17 protein-coding genes are annotated in these 17303 nt (G+C 73.4%); 8 read left to right on the top strand and 9 right to left on the bottom strand.

The window, feature by feature from the left end; genetic code table 11:
• Positions 1-101: 101 nt before the first annotated feature.
• On the bottom strand, positions 102-749 hold the full coding sequence (locus AB0G59_RS22530; RefSeq protein WP_360914299.1) for a TetR family transcriptional regulator: 648 nt from the start codon (positions 747-749) through the stop codon (positions 102-104).
• 325 nt (positions 750-1074) lie between these two features.
• On the opposite strand from AB0G59_RS22530, the gene AB0G59_RS22535 reads away from it, so the two are divergent.
• The 5 genes from AB0G59_RS22535 to AB0G59_RS22555 all read left to right on the top strand — a co-directional run bounded on the left by AB0G59_RS22535 (position 1075) and on the right by AB0G59_RS22555 (position 6734).
• Positions 1075-2352 (top strand): glycosyltransferase family 4 protein, encoded by a 1278-nt coding sequence (locus AB0G59_RS22535; protein WP_360914432.1) that lies wholly within the window; start codon positions 1075-1077, stop codon positions 2350-2352.
• A gap of 133 nt (positions 2353-2485) precedes the next feature.
• Positions 2486-3220 carry a class I SAM-dependent methyltransferase gene (locus tag AB0G59_RS22540; protein ID WP_071966701.1) on the top strand — a complete coding sequence of 245 codons (735 nt, stop codon included), beginning with the start codon at positions 2486-2488 and terminating at the stop codon, positions 3218-3220.
• Positions 3217-4314 carry a prenyltransferase gene (locus AB0G59_RS22545; protein WP_360914302.1) on the top strand — a complete coding sequence of 366 codons (1098 nt, stop codon included), beginning with the start codon at positions 3217-3219 and terminating at the stop codon, positions 4312-4314. The genes AB0G59_RS22540 and AB0G59_RS22545 overlap by 4 nt, the downstream gene beginning before the upstream one ends.
• A 192-nt stretch (positions 4315-4506) precedes the next feature.
• Positions 4507-5298, top strand: coding sequence for a maleylpyruvate isomerase N-terminal domain-containing protein (locus AB0G59_RS22550; protein WP_360914305.1), 792 nt, complete (start codon positions 4507-4509; stop codon positions 5296-5298).
• Positions 5298-6734, top strand: a complete 1437-nt coding sequence (locus tag AB0G59_RS22555; protein WP_360914308.1) for a M1 family metallopeptidase — start codon at positions 5298-5300, stop codon at positions 6732-6734. The genes AB0G59_RS22550 and AB0G59_RS22555 overlap by 1 nt, the downstream gene beginning before the upstream one ends.
• Here the strand turns inward: AB0G59_RS22555 and AB0G59_RS22560 are convergent.
• From AB0G59_RS22560 to AB0G59_RS22585, 6 genes are all read right to left on the bottom strand, one after another.
• Complete coding sequence (locus tag AB0G59_RS22560) at positions 6724-7734, bottom strand: LLM class F420-dependent oxidoreductase (protein WP_360914311.1); 1011 nt, start codon at positions 7732-7734, stop codon at positions 6724-6726. The genes AB0G59_RS22555 and AB0G59_RS22560 overlap by 11 nt on opposite strands.
• 128 nt (positions 7735-7862) lie before the next feature.
• A complete protein-coding gene (locus tag AB0G59_RS22565; protein ID WP_071966704.1) occupies positions 7863-8732 on the bottom strand; it encodes a DUF5336 domain-containing protein in 870 nt (289 codons plus the stop codon).
• Between the two features lie 187 nt (positions 8733-8919).
• On the bottom strand, positions 8920-9876 hold the full coding sequence (locus AB0G59_RS22570) for an N-acetylmuramoyl-L-alanine amidase (protein ID WP_360914315.1): 957 nt from the start codon (positions 9874-9876) through the stop codon (positions 8920-8922).
• 23 nt (positions 9877-9899) lie between these two features.
• Complete coding sequence (locus AB0G59_RS22575; protein WP_079274507.1) at positions 9900-10544, bottom strand: class I SAM-dependent methyltransferase; 645 nt, start codon at positions 10542-10544, stop codon at positions 9900-9902.
• 92 nt (positions 10545-10636) lie between these two features.
• Positions 10637-11242 (bottom strand): response regulator transcription factor, encoded by a 606-nt coding sequence (locus tag AB0G59_RS22580; protein WP_071966741.1) that lies wholly within the window; start codon positions 11240-11242, stop codon positions 10637-10639.
• Between the two features lie 8 nt (positions 11243-11250).
• On the bottom strand, positions 11251-12441 hold the full coding sequence (locus AB0G59_RS22585; RefSeq protein ID WP_360914319.1) for a histidine kinase: 1191 nt from the start codon (positions 12439-12441) through the stop codon (positions 11251-11253).
• A 176-nt stretch (positions 12442-12617) separates the two neighbouring features.
• Here AB0G59_RS22585 and AB0G59_RS22590 point away from each other — a divergent pair, with 176 nt between their 5' ends.
• The 3 genes from AB0G59_RS22590 to AB0G59_RS22600 are packed head-to-tail and all read left to right on the top strand — an operon-like array spanning position 12618 to position 15578.
• A complete protein-coding gene (locus tag AB0G59_RS22590; protein WP_360914322.1) occupies positions 12618-13493 on the top strand; it encodes a MaoC/PaaZ C-terminal domain-containing protein in 876 nt (291 codons plus the stop codon).
• 46 nt (positions 13494-13539) lie between these two features.
• The gene (locus AB0G59_RS22595) at positions 13540-14616 is read left to right on the top strand and encodes a Zn-dependent alcohol dehydrogenase (RefSeq protein ID WP_360914325.1); all 1077 of its coding nucleotides are present in this window, start codon (positions 13540-13542) and stop codon (positions 14614-14616) included.
• A gap of 23 nt (positions 14617-14639) precedes the next feature.
• On the top strand, positions 14640-15578 hold the full coding sequence (locus tag AB0G59_RS22600) for a 3-oxoacyl-ACP reductase (protein WP_360914328.1): 939 nt from the start codon (positions 14640-14642) through the stop codon (positions 15576-15578).
• Positions 15579-15629: 51 nt separating this feature from the next.
• On the opposite strand, the gene AB0G59_RS22605 is transcribed toward AB0G59_RS22600, so the two are convergent.
• Positions 15630-15785, bottom strand: coding sequence for a hypothetical protein (locus AB0G59_RS22605; protein ID WP_360914331.1), 156 nt, complete (start codon positions 15783-15785; stop codon positions 15630-15632).
• A gap of 252 nt (positions 15786-16037) precedes the next feature.
• A complete protein-coding gene (locus AB0G59_RS22610; RefSeq protein WP_360914334.1) occupies positions 16038-17243 on the bottom strand; it encodes a hypothetical protein in 1206 nt (401 codons plus the stop codon).
• Positions 17244-17303 lie beyond the last annotated feature (60 nt).

The following is a 17303-nucleotide window of genomic DNA, read 5'->3' on the forward strand; positions in this document are numbered from 1 at the left end:
ACCGGCGCGACCCACTGTCACGGGGGCGGTTACCCCGTCCGCCGGGGGCGCAAGGACGCGGTCGGCTACCGTGGCCCGCCTCAACTCCGGAGGTCTTGCGCCTACCGAGGGCCCGCCACCGCCACCGGCGGCCGGCCGATGAGCCCGCAGACCGTCTCGATGTCGATCTTCACCTGGGCGATGGACGCCCGCCCCGACAGCCAGGTGATCAGTGCGGAGTGCCAGGTGTGCTCGATGACGCGTACGGCCGAGAGCTGCTCGGGGGTGGGCGGTCCCACCGGGCCCATGGCGTCCAGGATGATCGCGGTGGTGAGCCGGGAGACCGTGTCGACCTCGGCGCTCACCGAGCGGTCGGCGAAGGTGAGGGCGCGCACCATCGCGTCGGCCAGGTGCGGCTCGCGCTGCATCGCGCGGAACGCCCGCATCAGCGTCTGGGCGACGCGGGCCGAGGGGTTCTCGTCCGTCGGCGGGCGCTTGCGCAGCGTCTCGTGGAGGTGCTCCAGCTGGTCCTGCATGGTGGCGACCAGGAGATGGACCTTCGAGGGGAAGTAGCGGTAGAGCGTGCCGAGCGCGACGCTCGAGGACTCGGCCACCTCCCGCATCTGCACGGCGTCGAAGCCGCCGCGGCTCGCGAGCCGCGCGGTGGCGTGCAGGATCCGGCGGCGCCGCGCCTCTTGACGCGCCGTCAAGGGGGCGGCGGCCGTCATGGGGGCGACAGATGCCATGGCCGACTTGGGTTCCGTCGTCATATGTCCGTATGTCCCATTCCGTGGCAATCCATCCAGCGGTGCCTCTACGGCCCGGACGGCACAGCATGGCAGGGGTCGGGCCGTGGCGCGAATCACCCGGCACGGCTCTTTCGGCCCTCTGACATGCCGGTAGATTCAAGCCTCTGAACGACCCAGTCTGAAACTTGTTCTAGATTAGCGCGACCCGTTACGCTCCGGCGGAACAGCCAGCGAGAAGGAGGCCGGAGTGACCGCTGAGGCCACGGAGGCATCGCTCACGCGAGACCGCAGCAGCCTCCGGGACAGGGGCGACGGCGGGGACGGCGAACGACCGCTGCGCATCGCGATGCTCACCTACAAGGGCAACCCCTTCTGCGGCGGTCAGGGCGTCTACGTACGCCACCTCTCCCGCGAACTCGCCCGCCTCGGCCACACCGTCGAGGTCATCGGCGCCCAGCCGTACCCCGTGCTGGACGAGGACGAGGTCAAGGACGCGCCCGGCCGCGTGACGCTCACCGAGCTGCCCAGCCTCGACCTCTACCGCCAGCCCGACCCCTTCCGCACCCCGGGACGCGACGAGTACCGCGACTGGATCGACGCGCTGGAGGTCGGCACGATGTGGACCGGGGGCTTCCCCGAGCCGCTGACGTTCTCGCTGCGCGCCCGCCGCCACCTCGCCGCCCACCGGGGCCGGTTCGACGTCGTCCACGACAACCAGACCCTCGGCTACGGCCTCCTCGGCGGCCCCGGCGTCCTCGGCGCCCCCCTGGTCACCACCATCCACCACCCCATCACCGTCGACCGGCAGCTGGAGCTGGACGCCGCGCAGGACTGGAAGCGCCGCGCCTCCGTGCGCCGCTGGTACGGGTTCACGCGCATGCAGAAGCGCGTCGCCCGGCGGCTGCCGTCCGTGCTCACGGTCTCCGGCTCCTCCCGGCAGGAGATCGTCGACCACCTGGGGGTGGATCCCGGCCGAATTCACGTCGTCCACATCGGCGCCGACACCGGCCTGTTCTCGCCCGACCCCGCCGTCCCCGAGATACCCGGCCGCATCGTCACCACCTCCAGCGCCGACGTCCCCCTCAAGGGCCTGGTCCACCTCGTCGAGGCGCTGGCCCGCCTCCGTACGGACCACCCCGGCGCCCACCTCGTCGTCGTCGGCAAGCGCGCCGAGAACGGCCCCGTCGCCACCGCCATCGAGCGGCACGGGCTCGAGGGCGCCGTCGAGTTCGTCAAGGGCATCACGGACCGTGAACTCGTCGACCTGGTCCGCTCGGCCCAGATCGCCTGCGTCCCGTCCCTGTACGAGGGCTTCTCCCTGCCCGCCGCCGAGGCCATGGCCACGGGCACCCCGCTGGTGGCCACCACCGGCGGCGCCATCCCCGAGGTCGCCGGCCCCGACGGCGAGACCTGCCTCGCCGTCCCGCCGGGCGACGCGGGAGCGCTGGCCGCCGCGCTGTCCCGGCTGCTCGGCGACGAGGACCTGCGCCGCCACCTGGGCGCCGCCGGCCGCGAGCGCGTCCTCGCCCGGTTCACCTGGCGCCAGGCGGCGATCGGTACGGCCGAGCACTACCGCGAGGCGATGGCCCGGGCGGGTGCCGCCCGCCGGCTCGGTGGCGCGTAGTGGCCGCCCTGGTAGGTCCTGCCCCTGCCCCGCCCTTTCACCGTTTCTTGTCCTCGATCGCCGGACGGGCTGAATTTCGGCCCGCCCGGCGATCGAGTGTCACCACCCTGTCCCGCCGGACGAAAGCAAAAACGTGCTGACCGTCGATTTCTCCCGCTTCCCGCTCGCCGCAGGCGACCGCGTCCTCGATCTGGGGTGCGGCGCGGGCCGGCACGCCTTCGAGTGCTACCGGCGCGGCGCCCGGGTCGTCGCCCTCGACCGCAACGGCGAGGAGATCCGCGAGGTCGCCAAGTGGTTCGCCGCCATGAAGGAGGCCGGCGAGGCCCCCGAAGGCGCCACCGCCACCGCCATGGAGGGCGACGCCCTCGCGCTGCCCTTCCCCGACGACAGCTTCGACGTCGTCATCATCTCCGAGGTCATGGAGCACATCCCCGACGACAAGGGCGTCCTCGCCGAGATGGTGCGCGTCCTCAAGCCCGGCGGCCGCATAGCCGTCACCGTCCCCCGCTACGGGCCGGAGAAGGTCTGCTGGGCGCTCAGCGACGCCTACCACGAGGTTGAGGGCGGCCACATCCGCATCTACCGGGGCGACGAACTGCTCCGCAAGATGGAGGAGGCCGGCCTCAAGCCCTACGGCACCCACCACGCCCACGGCCTCCACAGCCCCTACTGGTGGCTCAAGTGCGCCTTCGGGGTCGACAACGACAAGGCCCTGCCCGTTCGCGCGTACCACAAGCTGCTCGTCTGGGACATCATGAAGAAGCCCAAGGCCACGCGCATCGCCGAGCAACTCCTCAACCCCGTCATCGGCAAGAGCTTCGTCGCCTACGCGACCAAGCCGCACCTGCCCGCGGGCGCCGCCGAGTGACCGCTTTCAGCCGGGGCCCCGGCCGCACCGAACGCCTCGTCCTGCCCGGAGTCCTCACCGCCGAACAGGCCGAGCGCACCGTGGCCGGCATCGCCGCCGCCCAGCGCCCCGACGGCGCCATACCGTGGTTCCGCGGCCACCACCTCGACCCCTGGGACCACGTCGAGGCCGCCATGGCCCTGGACGCGGCCGGCGAGCACGGGCGCGCCGCGGCCGCCTACCGCTGGCTCGCCGACCACCAGAACCCGGACGGCTCCTGGTACGCCGCCTACGCCGACGGCGACGCCGACGAGCCCACCGACCGCGCCCGCGAGACCAACTTCGTCGCCTACGTCGCCGTCGGCGTCTGGCACCACTACCTCTCCACCGGCGACGACGCCTTCCTCGACCGCATGTGGCCGACTGTCTTCGCCGCTGTGGAGTTCGTCCTCCAACTCCAGCAGCCCGGCGGCCAGATCGGCTGGAAGCGCGAGGCCGCCGAGGACGGCGGCGAGGACGTCACCGACGCCCTCCTCACCGGCTGCTCCTCCATCCACCAGGCGCTGCGCTGCGCCCTGGCCATCGCCGAGCACCGCGAGGAGCCCCAGCCCGACTGGGAGCTGGCCGTGGGCCAGCTGGCCCACGCCATCCGCCACCACCCCGAGCGGTTCCTGGACAAGAGCCGCTACTCCATGGACTGGTACTACCCCGTCCTCGGCGGCGCCGTCACCGGCACGGCCGCCAAGGAGCGCATCGAACGGCACTGGGACGACTTCGTCGTACCGGGCCTCGGGGTGCGCTGCGTCCTGCCCAACCCCTGGGTCACGGGCGGCGAGAGCTGCGAGCTGGCCCTCGCGCTGTGGGTGATGGGCGAGTCCGACCGCGCGGTGGAGATCCTCCAGTGGATCCAGCACCTGCGTGCCGAGAACGGCATGTACTGGACCGGCTACGTCTTCGACGACGAGGCGGTCTGGCCGGAGGAGCTCACCACCTGGACGGCGGGCTCCCTCCTCCTGGCCACGGCCGCCCTCGGCGGCGACGAGGCCACGACGGCGGTCTTCGGCGGCGAACGCCTGCCGCGGGGGCTGGAACCGGACTGCGACTGCCCGCTGTAACCGGGGGCTCCGCCCCCGAACCCCCGGTCCTCAAACGCCGGACGGGCTGATTTGTTGCCCGGAACCGGCGGAAATCAAGCCCGTCCGGCGATTGAGGACCGGGGTCCGGGGCGGAGCCCCGGGAAACGGTGAAAGGGCGGGGCGGGGCGAAATCCCTCGAACGGCACCCGTCGGCCAACCTAAAGTGGCGTCATGACGCGCCTCTCTTACGACCGTTACTGCGAAGAGATCCTCACCCAGACCGACCTCCTCCGCGAGGCCCTCCGCCACGGCGACCTCACCGCCAAGACCCCCACCTGCCCCGACTGGACCCTCGCCCAGCTCGCGCTGCACGTCTCCAGCGCCCAGCGCGGCGTCGAGGGGATCGTGCGCGACCGGGTCAAGGAATTCAGGGTTCCGACCGATGAGACCGCCGGTACCGGCGGGGCCGAGGCGTTCGACGCGGACTCGCTGGACGCCCACCTCGCGGAGGGCGCCCGGCAGCTGGTGGAGACGCTGCGCGAGGCGGGGCCCGAGACGGAGGTGTGGACCTTCGGGGCGGAGCAGACGGCGGCCTTCTGGGCCCGTCGCATGACGCTGGAGACGGTGATGCACCGCGCCGACGTCTTCGCGGCCGTCGGCGCCGAGTACACCGTCGACGCCGTCCTCGCCGCCGACTGCCTCGACGAGTGGCTGGAGATCGTCACGTCCCCGCAGGCGATCGCGTACCGTCCGGCGTACGGCGAGCTCGCCGGCCCGGGCCGCACGCTGCACCTGCACGCCACGGACACCGATCCCGAGCTGAACGCCGAGTGGTTCATCGACGCCCGCGAGGCGCCGGTCACCTGGCGCAACACCCATGAGAAGGCGGCCGTCGCCGTGCGCGGCCCGATGACGGCCGTCCTGCGGGTGATGTACCGGCGCTCGTCCGTCGACGACGGCGGCGTCGAGGTGCTCGGGGACCGCGAGGTGCTCGACTCCTGGCTGGAGCGGGCCAGCTTCTGATGGCGACCGGACGTCCGCTGCCCCGCCGCGCCGCGCTGCCCGCCGCCCTGCTGCTCCTCGCCGCGCTCGGCGGCTCGGGTTGCGGCACGGGCGGTGAGGGCGGCGCCCGCCCCGGGGCCGCGGGCGCCCACGACCCGCTCTTCCCCCGCCTGGGCAACGGCGGCTACGACGTCGCCCACTACGGCCTGACGCTCGACTACGAGCCGGAGGGCAACCGCCTCGGCGCCACCGCCGTCATCACCGCCCGGGCCACGCAGCACCTCAGCGCCTTCAACCTCGACCTCAAGGGCCTGACCGTCCGCAGTGTCCGCGTCGACGGCGAGCCGGCCCGCTTCCAGCGCAAGGGCACCGAGCTGACCGTCGAGCCGGCCGAGCCGGTGGCCAAGCACCGTACGTTCGAGACGACGGTCGTCTACGACGGGCAGCCGCAGCCCGTCAAGGATGCGGACGGCTCCACGGAGGGCTGGGTCGAGACCGACCACGGCGCGGTGGGCCTGGGCCAGCCGACGGGCTCGATGGCCTGGTTCCCCGGCAACCACCACCCCTCCGACAAGGCCGCCTACGACATCGCCGTCACCGTGCCCAAGGGCTTCACGGCCGTCGCCAACGGCGAGCTGAAGGACACGCGGGACAAGGGCCCGAAGGACGACCGGCGCACCACCTTCAGCTGGCACAGCGGCGAGCCGGTGGCCAGCCATGTGGCCAGCGTCGCGGTGGGGGAGTTCCGGGTGACGACCTCCAGGACCCGCGGCGGCCTGCCCGTGTACGTCGCCGCGCACCCGAAGGAGAGCGAGGCGGCGGCGAAGGTGGCCGCGCTGATCCCCGAGGTGCTGGAGTGGCAGAGTGGCCTGTTCGGCCCGTACCCCTTCTCGTCGACGGGCGCGGTCGTCGACCGCAATCCGTACGTCGGCTACGAACTGGAGACGCAGCCCAAGCCGTACTTCCACGGCGCCCCCACCGACAAGCTCGTGGTGCACGAGCTGACGCACCAGTGGTTCGGCAATGCGCTGACGCCGGCGACCTGGCGGGACATGTGGCTCAGCGAGGGCTTCGCGCAGTACTCCGAGTGGATGTGGGAGGAGAAGCGGGGCGGGCGGTCCGTGCGGCAGATCTTCGACGACTACTACGACGGCAAGGACCCCGAGAGCAGGGGCGAGGACGGGGAGAGCATCTGGGACTTCCCGCCGTCCGACCCTCAGGCGGAGACGGTCTCGGACCTGCCCGTGTACGGCCGGGGCGCCATGGTGCTGCACAAGCTCCGCGAGAAGGTCGGCGACCGTGCCTTCTTCGCCCTGGTGCGCAACTGGGCGGAGCGGTACCGCCATCAGAACGTCTCCACACAGCGGTTCGTGGAGTTCTGCAAGGACGCGGAGGATGTCGGCGACGTCTTCGACGTCTGGCTGTACGGCAAGGGCAAGCCCGCCGTCAGGCGTTGAGCTCCGCGAGGAGGCGCAGGGTCGCGGGGTCCGGCGCGGTGACGAGGAGGTCGGTGACCGGGCCCTCGCGCCACAGGGCCAGCCGCTCGGCGATGCGCTCGCGGGGGCCGACCAGGGAGATCTCGTCGGCGAAGGCGTCGGGCACGGCCGCGACGGCCTCGTCCCGCCGCCCGGCCAGGAACAGCCGCTGGATGCGGCGCGCCTCCTCCTCGTACCCCATGCGTGCCATGAGGTCGGCGTGGAAGTTGCGGGCGGCGTGGCCCATGCCGCCGATGTAGAGGGCCAGCATCGTCTTCACCGGCCGCAGCCCCTCGGCGAGGTCGTCGCACAGGCGCGCCTGGGCCATCGGGGCGACCATGAAGCCCTCGGGGACGCCGTCGAGGGCGGCGGCGTAGAGGCCGGCGCGCGCGGGCGACCAGTACAGGGGCAGCCAGCCGTCGGCGATGCGGGTGGTCTGGGCGACGTTGCGGGGCCCCTCGGCGCCGAGCAGGACGGGCAGTCCTGGGCGCAGGGGGTGGGTGATGGACTTGAGCGGCTTGCCGAGTCCGGTGGCGCCGGGCCCGGTGTAGGGCAGCGGGTGGAAGCGCCCGTCGAGGACCACGGGGGCCTCCCGGCGCAGCACCTGCCGGACCACGTCCACGTACTCCCGGGTCGCCGTCAGCGGGCTCTGGGGGAACGGGCGTCCGTACCAGCCCTCGACGACCTGAGGGCCCGACAGGCCCAGTCCGAGCAGGACGCGGCCGCCGGAGAGGTGGTCGAGGGTCAGCGCGTGCATGGCCGTGGCGGTGGGCGAACGGGCCGCCATCTGGGCCACGGCGGTGCCGAGCCGGATGCGGCTGGTGTGCGCGGCGATCCAGGCCAGCGGGGTGAAGGCGTCCGAGCCCCAGGACTCGGAGGTCCACACGGAGTGGTAGCCGAGCCGTTCGGCCTGCCGGGCGAGCGCCAGGTCGCGCGGGCCGGGCCGGCGGCCCCAGTAGCCGAGGGCGAGACCGAGCCGCATGGAGCCTCCCTCATCGATCTGACGGTGCGTCAGTTCGGTGAGGGTAGGCCCGCCGGGCGCGGGACGACAAGACGGCGGCCCGCCGGGAAGAACCCGGCGGGCCGCCGCAGAGGAAGAGCGCGGACGCGTCAGCCGCGCTGGATCCCCGAGGTGTCCTGCAGGAGACCGCGGCGGCCGTCCTGCGTCTGCGCGACGAGCGCGGGGCCGCGCTGGTCGACCGCGAGGTACCAGGTGCCGGGCGCGAGCTCGGCGATCTGGCCGGCGGAGCCGTCCTCCGCGAACAGCGGACGGCTGACCGGCACCGCGAACCAGAACGGGGCGAAGTCGCCACCGGCGGCCGGCGCCGGCTGACCCGCGGCGGCGGGCTGCGGCGCGGGAGCGGCACCGCCCTGCTGGGGCTGGGCCTGCGCCGGGCCCGGCTGGCCGCCGTACGGCTGCGGGGCCTGCGCACCGTAGGGCGCGCCGGCACCCGGCTGCACGCCGCCCGGACCGGGGTAGCCGTAGCCCTGGTTGGGGGCCATGCCGTAGGGCTGCGCGGCGGCCGGCTGCGGGGCGCCCATCAGCGGGGCCTTGAGCGCCGGGGTGCGCGGCGTGAGCGCGGCGACGACGGCGAGCACCAGGTTCGCGATCAGCCCGAGGATCTGGCCGACGCCGGGGGAGATCTGGTCCACGTCCGGACCACCGAAGATCGTCCACAGCGAGGACCACGCGGCGAACACGGCGAGCGCCATGCCCCACTGGTCGAGGCCCAGCCCGATGACCTTGCGGCCCTCGGGCTGGAAACGGGCGACGACGACCAGAGCGGCGGCGATGATTCCGGCGAGGAAGATCGAGGGCAGAACGGGGAAGAGTTCAGGCTTCCAGCCGATCGGCTCCTTGGGGCAGTTGATCGCCGACCCGCAGTCGTACGAGCGGAAGCTGAGGAACGAGGCGATGAACAGCAACACCGCTGCTCCGATCACCACGCCGTCGCCTCGAGTGAGGGAGCGGATGTTCACCTAAAATCCTTTGTCAGTGCTTGTCGGGGCTGTCGGTATTCGTCGCTGTCGCCGGTACGCGAGATGCGGGGGCGCGGGGGTGGCGGCCACCCATCGTACGGGGAACCTATCTCCTGGACGGCCCGGGCGTCCCCTTCGTATCACCCTCGTGACACGGCCGTGGCCTGCCGGTACTTACCCGCCGTACTTACCCGCGCAAGAAGTCCCTGATGCCGTCCGCGATTCCCTGCGCCGCCTTCTCGCGCCATGCCGCGTCGGTGAGCTGGGCCGCGTCCTGCGCGTTGCGCATATTGCCGCATTCGATGAAAACCTTGGGAATCGTCGACAGATTGAGCCCGCCGAGATCACCGCGCGTGTCGAGTCCGGTGCCCTTGCCGATGTAATTCGACGGGGCACTGCCGGTGGTGCGGACGAAGTTCCCCGCGATACGCGCCCCCAGTTCCTTCGACGGCCCGACGATGGCCGAGGTGTCGGCCCGTCCGCCGCGCACGGATGCGGGCAGGATCACATGGAAGCCCCGGTCCCCGGCGCCGGCGCCGTCGGCGTGGAGGGAGACCGCGGCGTCGCCGTGCGCCGTGTTGCCGATCTCGGCCCGCTCGGTCACGCACGGCCCGTACGGCCGGTCCCCGTCGTGGGTCAGCACGACCTTGGCGCCCTGCGCCTGCAGGACCGAGCGCAGCCGGTGCGCCACGTCGAGGGTGAAGGCGGCCTCGGAGTAACCCGAGTTGGTCTCGGTGCCGGTGGTGTCGCACTCCTTGTGGCCCGTGCCGATGTCGACCTGACGGTTGATCTCGGCGGTGTGCTGGGCGTTGCGGGTGTTGTGGCCCGGGTCGACCACGACGACCTTGCCCTTGAGGGGCCCGTCGGCGGCGGGCGCGGCGGCCTCCCGCGGCGACGCGGCCTGCGTCGGCTCCGCCCGCTCGGATGCCGAGGGAGTCGCCGAGGCTATCCGCTCCGGCGACTGCGAGGGCTGGGGCCGGGGCGCGGGGCGCGCCGTGGGGGACGACGCGGCCGCGGGCTGCCGGTCGTCGGCGCCCCCGTCGCCGGAGCCGTCGGAACAGCCCGCCAGCCCGGCCGCCAGGAACAGCACTGCCGCCCCGGCGACGAGACGCGGGGTCATCTGGGAACCGCTGGCGTTGGACACGCGGGCGATGCTAGCGCTGCCGCTCAGATTCCGAGACCCGTACGCCGCAGTACGCGCAGCGACCGCGTCACAGAGACCTCGGTGAACGCACCCGACTCCAGGGCCCTGCGGTACACGCGGTACGGGGCCTGGCCGCCGTCGGCCGGATCGGGGAAGACATCGTGGATGACGAGCAGCCCTTCGGGCGCGACGTGCGGGGCCCAGCCCTCGTAATCGGCGCTCGCGTGCTCGTCGGTGTGCCCGCCGTCGATGAACACCAGGCCCACGGGCCGGCCCCACACCCGCGCCACCTGCGGCGAGCGCCCGACCACGGCGACGACGTGCTCCTCGAGCCCGGCCCGGTACAGCGTCCGCCGGAACGTCGGCAGCGTGTCCATCAGCCCCACCCCCGGCGCGTCGTCGACCAGGGACGCGTCGTGGTACTCCCACCCGGGCTGCTGCTCCTCGCTGCCGCGGTGGTGATCGACGGTCACCACCACGCCGCCCGCGGCGCGGGCCGCCCCGGCGAGCAGGATCGTCGAGCGCCCGCAGTAGGTCCCCACCTCCACCAGCGGCAGCCCCAGCCGCCCGGCCTCCTCGGCCGCCGCGTAGAGGGCGAGCCCCTCGTCCACGGGCATGAACCCCTTCGCCGTCTCGAAGGCGGCGAGTATCTCGGGCGTGGGAGCCATGGCTGTCCTGTCCTCCGGCTGCGTGGGGGGTGCGTACGCCGCCCATGCTGCCGCACCGCGCCCGAGGAGGCGGGGGCGGGGCCGCCGCTCCCCTACAGCCAGCCGTTCTGACGGGCCGCCCGCACCGCCTCCATGCGGTTGCGGGTCTGGGTCTTGCCTATGGCCGCCGAGAGGTAGTTGCGGACGGTCGCGGGGGAGAGATGGACCCTGGCGGCTATGTCGGCGACCGTGGCGCCGTCGACCGCGGCGCTGAGGACGTCGCGCTCGCGCTGGGTGAGGGGGTTGGGGCCGGCGCTCAGGGCGGCGGCGGCCAGGGCGGGGTCGATGACGCGTTCGCCGGCCAGCACGCGGCGGATGGCGGCCGCGAGGTCCTCCACGGGGCCGTCCTTGACCAGGAAGCCGGTCGCGCCCGCCTCCATGGCGCGCCGCAGATAGCCGGGGCGGCCGAAGGTGGTGAGGATCAGCACCTTGCAGCCGGGCAGGCGGGAGCGCAGGTCGGCGGCGGCGTCGAGGCCGCTGCGGCCGGGGAGTTCGATGTCCAGCAGGGCCACGTCGGGGCCCGTCGCCAGGGCCTGGGGGAGGATGTCGTCGCCGTTGCCGACCTGGGCGACGATCTCGATGTCCTCCTCCAGGCCGAGCAGCAGCGCGAGCGCGCCCCGCATCATCCCCTGGTCCTCCGCCAGCAGTACCTTGATCAGTTCGCTGCTCACGCGGCCCGCTCCTCCTCGTCGTTCTCGTCCACCGGAAGTTCCGCCACGAGACGGAAACCACGCCGCCCGTCGGGGCCGGACATCAGGGAGCCACCGGCCGCGGCCAGGCGCTCGGTCAGGCCCTTCAGGCCGTTGCCGCCGGTGCCGGCCGCCGCACCGCAGGGCCCGTCCGACCCTACGCCGCACCCGTCGTCACTGATCTCCAGATGGACCCGGTCCTGCGCCCCCCGCACCTCTATCGCGCACCGCTCCGCGCCGCTGTGCCGTACGACGTTGGTGACGCCCTCGCGCACCACCCACCCGAGCAGGGCGGCCGTCTGGGGCGGCAGCGGGGGACCGGACTGACGGATGTCGGCGGTGATGCCCGAGGCGTCGAGCAGGGAACGGGCGCGCTCGAGCTCGGTGGTCAGGCTGCCCTCGCGGTAGCCGGTCACCGCCTCGCGTATCTCGGTGAGGGCCTGGCGGCCCACGGCCTCGATGTCCGCGGCCTGGCCCAGCGCCGCGTCCAGATCGCGGGGCGCCAGGCGCCGTACGGCCTCCGCCTTGACCACGACCACGGACATGGTGTGGCCCAGCAGGTCGTGCAGGTCGCGGGAGAAGCGCAGGCGCTCGCGCTCGACGGCGGCGTGGGCCAGCTGCTCGCGCGTGGCCCGCAGCTCGGCGACGGTCTCGGAGAGGTTGAGGATGGCGGAGGCGACGAGCCCGGACAGCGAGGTGCCCCAGGCGATGGCCAGGACGTTCTGTGTGCCGCTCTGGACGGAGAGGATGACCCCGACGGTGGTGCCGAAGAAGCCCATCGCCACCGACAGCCAGCGGCCCCTGTCGCGCAGGACGACCCCCGCCGCCAGCGACAGCAGCGGGAAGCACAGCAGCCAGTCGCCGCCGTAGCCGATGGACATCGCGTAGGTGACCACGGTCAGCCCGCCCAGCGTGAACAGCGGGGTGCGGCTCTCGCGGCGCTGCTTGTCGAGACCGGTGACGACCGTGACGAAATAGAGGACGAGGAAGGCCAGCACCCCCGCGCCCGCGAGCCACGGCAGGGCCACCTTTCCCCGGCAGAGGTCGACCACGTCCCCGGTCAGGATGAAGATCCAGGGACAGAACGTCCGCCAGGTCGGCGACTTCAGCCGCCCGGTCCCCGCGAGGCCGGGCCTGCCGCGCCCGGAACTCTCCACGCTGTGTTTCATGCTTCGACCCTAAGGAACGCGACCGGCGCGGGGCAGTCGCGTATGTCCCCGGTTGCTCATGACATTTGTCTTTCCCCCGCCTGACATTTGTCTTCCCCCGCCCCGTGCCATCGGCTATACATGGGCGATTGGGTAGAACGCGTTCTAGTCGTCGTCAGACGGGAGTACGGACCTCCATGCCCATCGACCCCGCCAAGGCCACCACCGCCGCCCCCCGCGTCGCCCCCCTCGCCTGGGGCCCGAAGGACATCCTGCTCTACCACCTCGGCATCGGCGCCGGCATCCCCGCCACCGACCCCGACGAGCTCCGCTACACCCTGGAGAGCCGGCTCCACGTCCTGCCCTCCTTCGCGACCGTGGCCGGCGGCGGCATGGCCGGCTCCGGCCTGAGCACCCCCGGCATCGACGTCGACCTCTCGGCCGTCCTGCACGGCGGACAGACCGTCACCCTCCACCGCCCCCTGCCCGTACGCGCCACCGCCGCCACCCAGACCTCACGCGTCGCCGCCGTCCACGACAAGGGCAAGGCCGCGGTCATCGTGCTGCGCGCGGACGTCACGGACGACGACGGGCAGCCGCTGTGGACCAGCGTCAGCGACATCTTCGTCAAGGGCGAGGGCGGCTTCGGCGGCGAGCGCGGCCCCTCCGCCCGGTCGCCGCGGCCCGAAACCCCCGCCACGGCACCCGACCTGACGGTCGAGCGGCATGTCCGCGAGGACCAGGCCCTCCTCTACCGCCTCTCCGGCGACTGGAACCCCCTCCACGCCGACCCGGAGTTCGCCAAGCTCGCCGGCTTCGAGAAGCCGATCCTGCACGGCCTGTGCTCGTACGGCATCGTCCTCAAGGCCGTCGTCGACACCGCGCTCGACGGCGACGTCGCCCGCGTGCGCTCGTACACCACCCGCTTCGCCGGCGTCGTCTACCCCGGCGAGACCCTGCGCGTGCGCATGTGGCGCGACGCACCCGGCCCCGGCCGCATCCAGGTGAGCGTCACCGCCGTCGAGCGGGCGGACGCACCGGTCCTCACCGACACCGTCGTCGAGCACAGCTGACAGCACCCCTGACGCAGCCCGCTTCGCCCGCGAAGGGAGCACCCCCATGCGCGCCGCCGTACAGCTCGAGACAGGACAGGACAAGCTCGAGGTACTCGACGACGTCGAAGCCGTGGGCTTCGGCCCCGGCAAGGTCAGACTGCGGATCCGGGCCGCCGGGCTGTGCCACTCCGACCTCTCCGCGATGTCCGGCGTCCTGCCCCAGCCCGCGCCCTTCGTCCCCGGCCACGAGGGCGCCGGCGACGTCGTCGAGGTCGGCGACGGCGTCACGCACGTCAGGCCCGGCGACCGGGTCCTGCTGTGCTGGCTGCCCGCCTGCGGCGGCTGCGCCTCCTGCCGGCGCGGCCAGGGCCGGCTCTGCCTCGCCGGCTTCATGAACTCCGGCACCCCCAACTTCCGCCGCCACGGCACCGACGTCTTCGGCTTCGCCGGCACCGGCGCCTTCGCCGAGGAGGTCGTCGTCGGCGCCGGATGCGCCGTGCCGATCCCCGACGACGTGCCGTACGAGATAGCCGCCCTCATCGGCTGCGGCGTCACCACCGGCCTCGGCGCCGCCCTCGACACCGCCCGCGTCGCCGCCGGTTCCTCGGTCGCCGTCATCGGCTGCGGCGGCGTCGGGATCTCCGCCGTCCAGGGCGCACGGGTCTCGGGCGCCGCCCGGATCGTCGCCGTCGACCCCGTCGCCTCCCGCCGCGAGGCCGCCCTGCGCTTCGGCGCCACCGAGGCCGTCGCGCCCGAGGGCCTCGCGGACACCCGGGCGCGCATCACCGGCGGCGAGGGCTTCGACTACGTCTTCGAGGCCGTCGGCAAGTCCGCCACCGCCCGCAGCGCCTACGAGGCCACACGGCGCGGCGGCACCCTGTGCGTCGTCGGCGCCGGGGCCATGGACGACCACTTCCAGGTCAACATGTTCGAGCTGTTCTTCGACGAGAAGAAGATCCTGCCGTCGCTGTACGGCGGCGGCGACGTGCTGCGCGCCTACGAACGCGCCATAGCCCTCTGGCGGGCCGGCCGCGTCGACCTCGAAGGGCTGATCACCCACCGCGTCCCGCTCGCCCACATCAACGACGCCGTCGACCAGATGCGCACCGGCGAGGCGCTCCGCACCTGGATCACGATGTGACCGGCCGCGAGACGGAAGGGGCCTTGCCGCTCCACGGCCGGACCGCCGTCGTCACCGGCGCCGGACGCGGCCTCGGCCGCGCCGAGGCCCTCGCCCTCGCCCGCCTCGGCGCCGCCGTCGTCGTCAACGACTACGGCCGGCCGGGCCGCGACGGCTCCGGCGAGGCGTCCGCCGCCCCCGCCGAGGCCGTCGTCGAGGAGATCCGCGCGGCGGGCGGCCGCGCCACGGCCCACGTCGGCGACGTGGCCGACTTCGACCGGGCCCGGGAGCTGATCCGGCTGGCCCTGGACACCTACGGCTCCCTGGACGTCCTCGTCAACAACGCCGGCATCCTGCGCGACCGCATGGTCTTCTCCATGACCGAGGACGAGTGGGACACGGTCGTCCGGGTGCACCTCAAGGGCCACTTCAACACCATCCGCTTCGCGGCCGCGCACTGGCGGGAACAGTCGAAGGCGGCGGGCGGCGCGCCGGTCTACGGACGGATCGTCAACACCTCCTCCGAGGCGTTCCTGGCCGGCTCGGCCGGCCAGCCGAACTACGCCGCGGCCAAGGGCGGCATCATCGGGCTCACCACCTCCACGGCCGAGGCGCTGCGCAAGTACGGCGTCACGGTGAACGCGATCTGCCCGCGGGCGCGGACGCGGATGACGCAGGACGTCTTCGCGGGCACCGCGGCCCCCGCGGACGGCGGAACCGATCCGCTCGCACCCGAGCACGTGTCACCGCTGGTGGCCTATCTCGCGGCACCGGGCGCGGCGGGCGTCAGCGGGCAGGTGTTCGTGGTGCACGGGGGGATGGTCGCCGTCATGGAGCGCCCCCGGGTGGCGGCGAGGTTCGACGCGAAGGGCGAGGTCTTCGAAGTGGCGGAGCTGGAAGCTGCTCTGACGCCTTATTACGCGGCGCGGCCGTCGCACGAGGGCTTCGCGGCGCCGGAGGTACTGGGCCTGAGACGGGGGTGACCTCAAACGCCGGAGGGGCCGCGATCGCAGCCCCTCCGGCGTTTGCAGGGATCAGCCGGCGTCGGCGCGGCGGTGCTTGCCGGGGGCGGGGGCGCGGTTCTCGTCCGGGGACGCCGGACCGCGGTGCCTGCCGGTGCCGGCGGCCGGGGCCTGGGCGGACGCCTCGAGGGGGCGCGCCTCGGTCGTGTCGGTTCGGGCATCGGGCATGGGGAAAGTCACTCCGTCGGATGGGGATGCGTGCACTGCGCGTCGGGGCCACAGCAGTGGCGCACGGCGGCGCGGGCAACACCGGAAACCCGGATGTCAACACGCCTTCCACGCATGACCGTTCCACTCACCTCGGTTCACCCGGGTGCCCGGACGGTACGGCTGTGCGGCCCCCGCCCAAGTCTAACGGGACCTTGATCACCGAGCCACCCGCACTCGCAGGTGTGTCCGCCCGTTACGGCGTACGGGTCGTCACGATGTACGGGCGCAGGGCGCCTGCTGCAGCGGCACGGGCCGCGGCGCCGGCACCGTACGGTCCCCCTCGGCCTCGCCGGGATCCGCGTCCGTCTCCGCCTCCGCGCCGGCGTCCGTGTCCGTCGCCGTCCGCCCCTCGGCCCCGGCCACCAGGACGTCGCCGTCCTCCGACAGCCGCAGCCGCGCCAGCCCGCACGGCACGCCCGGCGTGACGAACGGCAGCTTCAGCTCCCCCTCCGCCGTCCACAGCCCCGCCCCCGCCAGCCAGCCCGCCGGGCCCTGGAACTGCTGCAGCTGCTTCTTCGCCGGCCGCCACACCCCGAGCCAGCTGCTCACCGGCCCCCGGTCGATGCGGAACGCCACCGAGCTGGCCTCCGGCGCCAGCCCCTGTCCGGGCTGCGCCGCGAACGGCGTCAGCGTCGCGTCCGGCAGCAGCAGGCACTCGGGGAAGCGCACCGGCCGGGCCGAGCCGAGCACGCCCCAGCCCACCCGGTCGATGCCCGGCGCGTCGGAGCGTACGACCAGCAGGCCGCTGTCCGGCTCGGCCAGCAGCAGCCGGTCGTTGCTCTTCTCCGTGATCTGCAGCAGCGGGCTGGTCTCGCCGCCCCGGCCCAGGTCCACGACCACGGCCTTCGTCAGCCCCTCCAGCTCCCGGTCCAGCGCCAGCAGCCGCCCCGAGCGGTCCAGCCAGGCCCCGCCCTCGCACCGGCCCGGCACCGTGGCCAGCAGCTCGGGTCCGCCGACGCAGCCGTAGACCCGCCAGAGCGTGGTCTGCTGCTCGCCGTGCACGAGGGCGAAGGCCGAGGAGCCGTCGGGCGCGGGCGGCAGCAGCGACAGCCGGGGGCACTCGATCGCGCCCAGCGGCAGCTCGCCGGTGCCCGGCCCGGTGGGGTAGAGCAGCGAGAGGGCGTAGCGCTCGGCGACGCGGCGCCGGATCAGCACCCGGCCGTCGGACAGCGGCAGCACCTCGCTGTCGGGCTCCTCCGGCTGGGTGCCGGGCAGGGACACGGCGTAGGGCTCGGGCCCGTCGAGGGTCCAGCGCTCCGGGAACCAGCCGTCCGTGCCGTGCCCGAGGGCCAGCCAGGCCGCGTACGAGCCGTCCACGGTGACGGTGAACGCCGGGCGCCGCGCGTCCACCGGCGGGCCACTCCGCAGGGTGGTTTGAGCGGCGCTCTGGGCGCTGTGGGGAGCACAGACCGTCATGAGAAACGTCACCTCCGGCACAGAACGTAGTTATCGCGGCTCCGTCTCCACCCCGCCACC

The sequence above is a fragment of the Streptomyces sp. NPDC021096 genome, from assembly GCF_040641275.1.
Classification (GTDB): domain Bacteria; phylum Actinomycetota; class Actinomycetes; order Streptomycetales; family Streptomycetaceae; genus Streptomyces.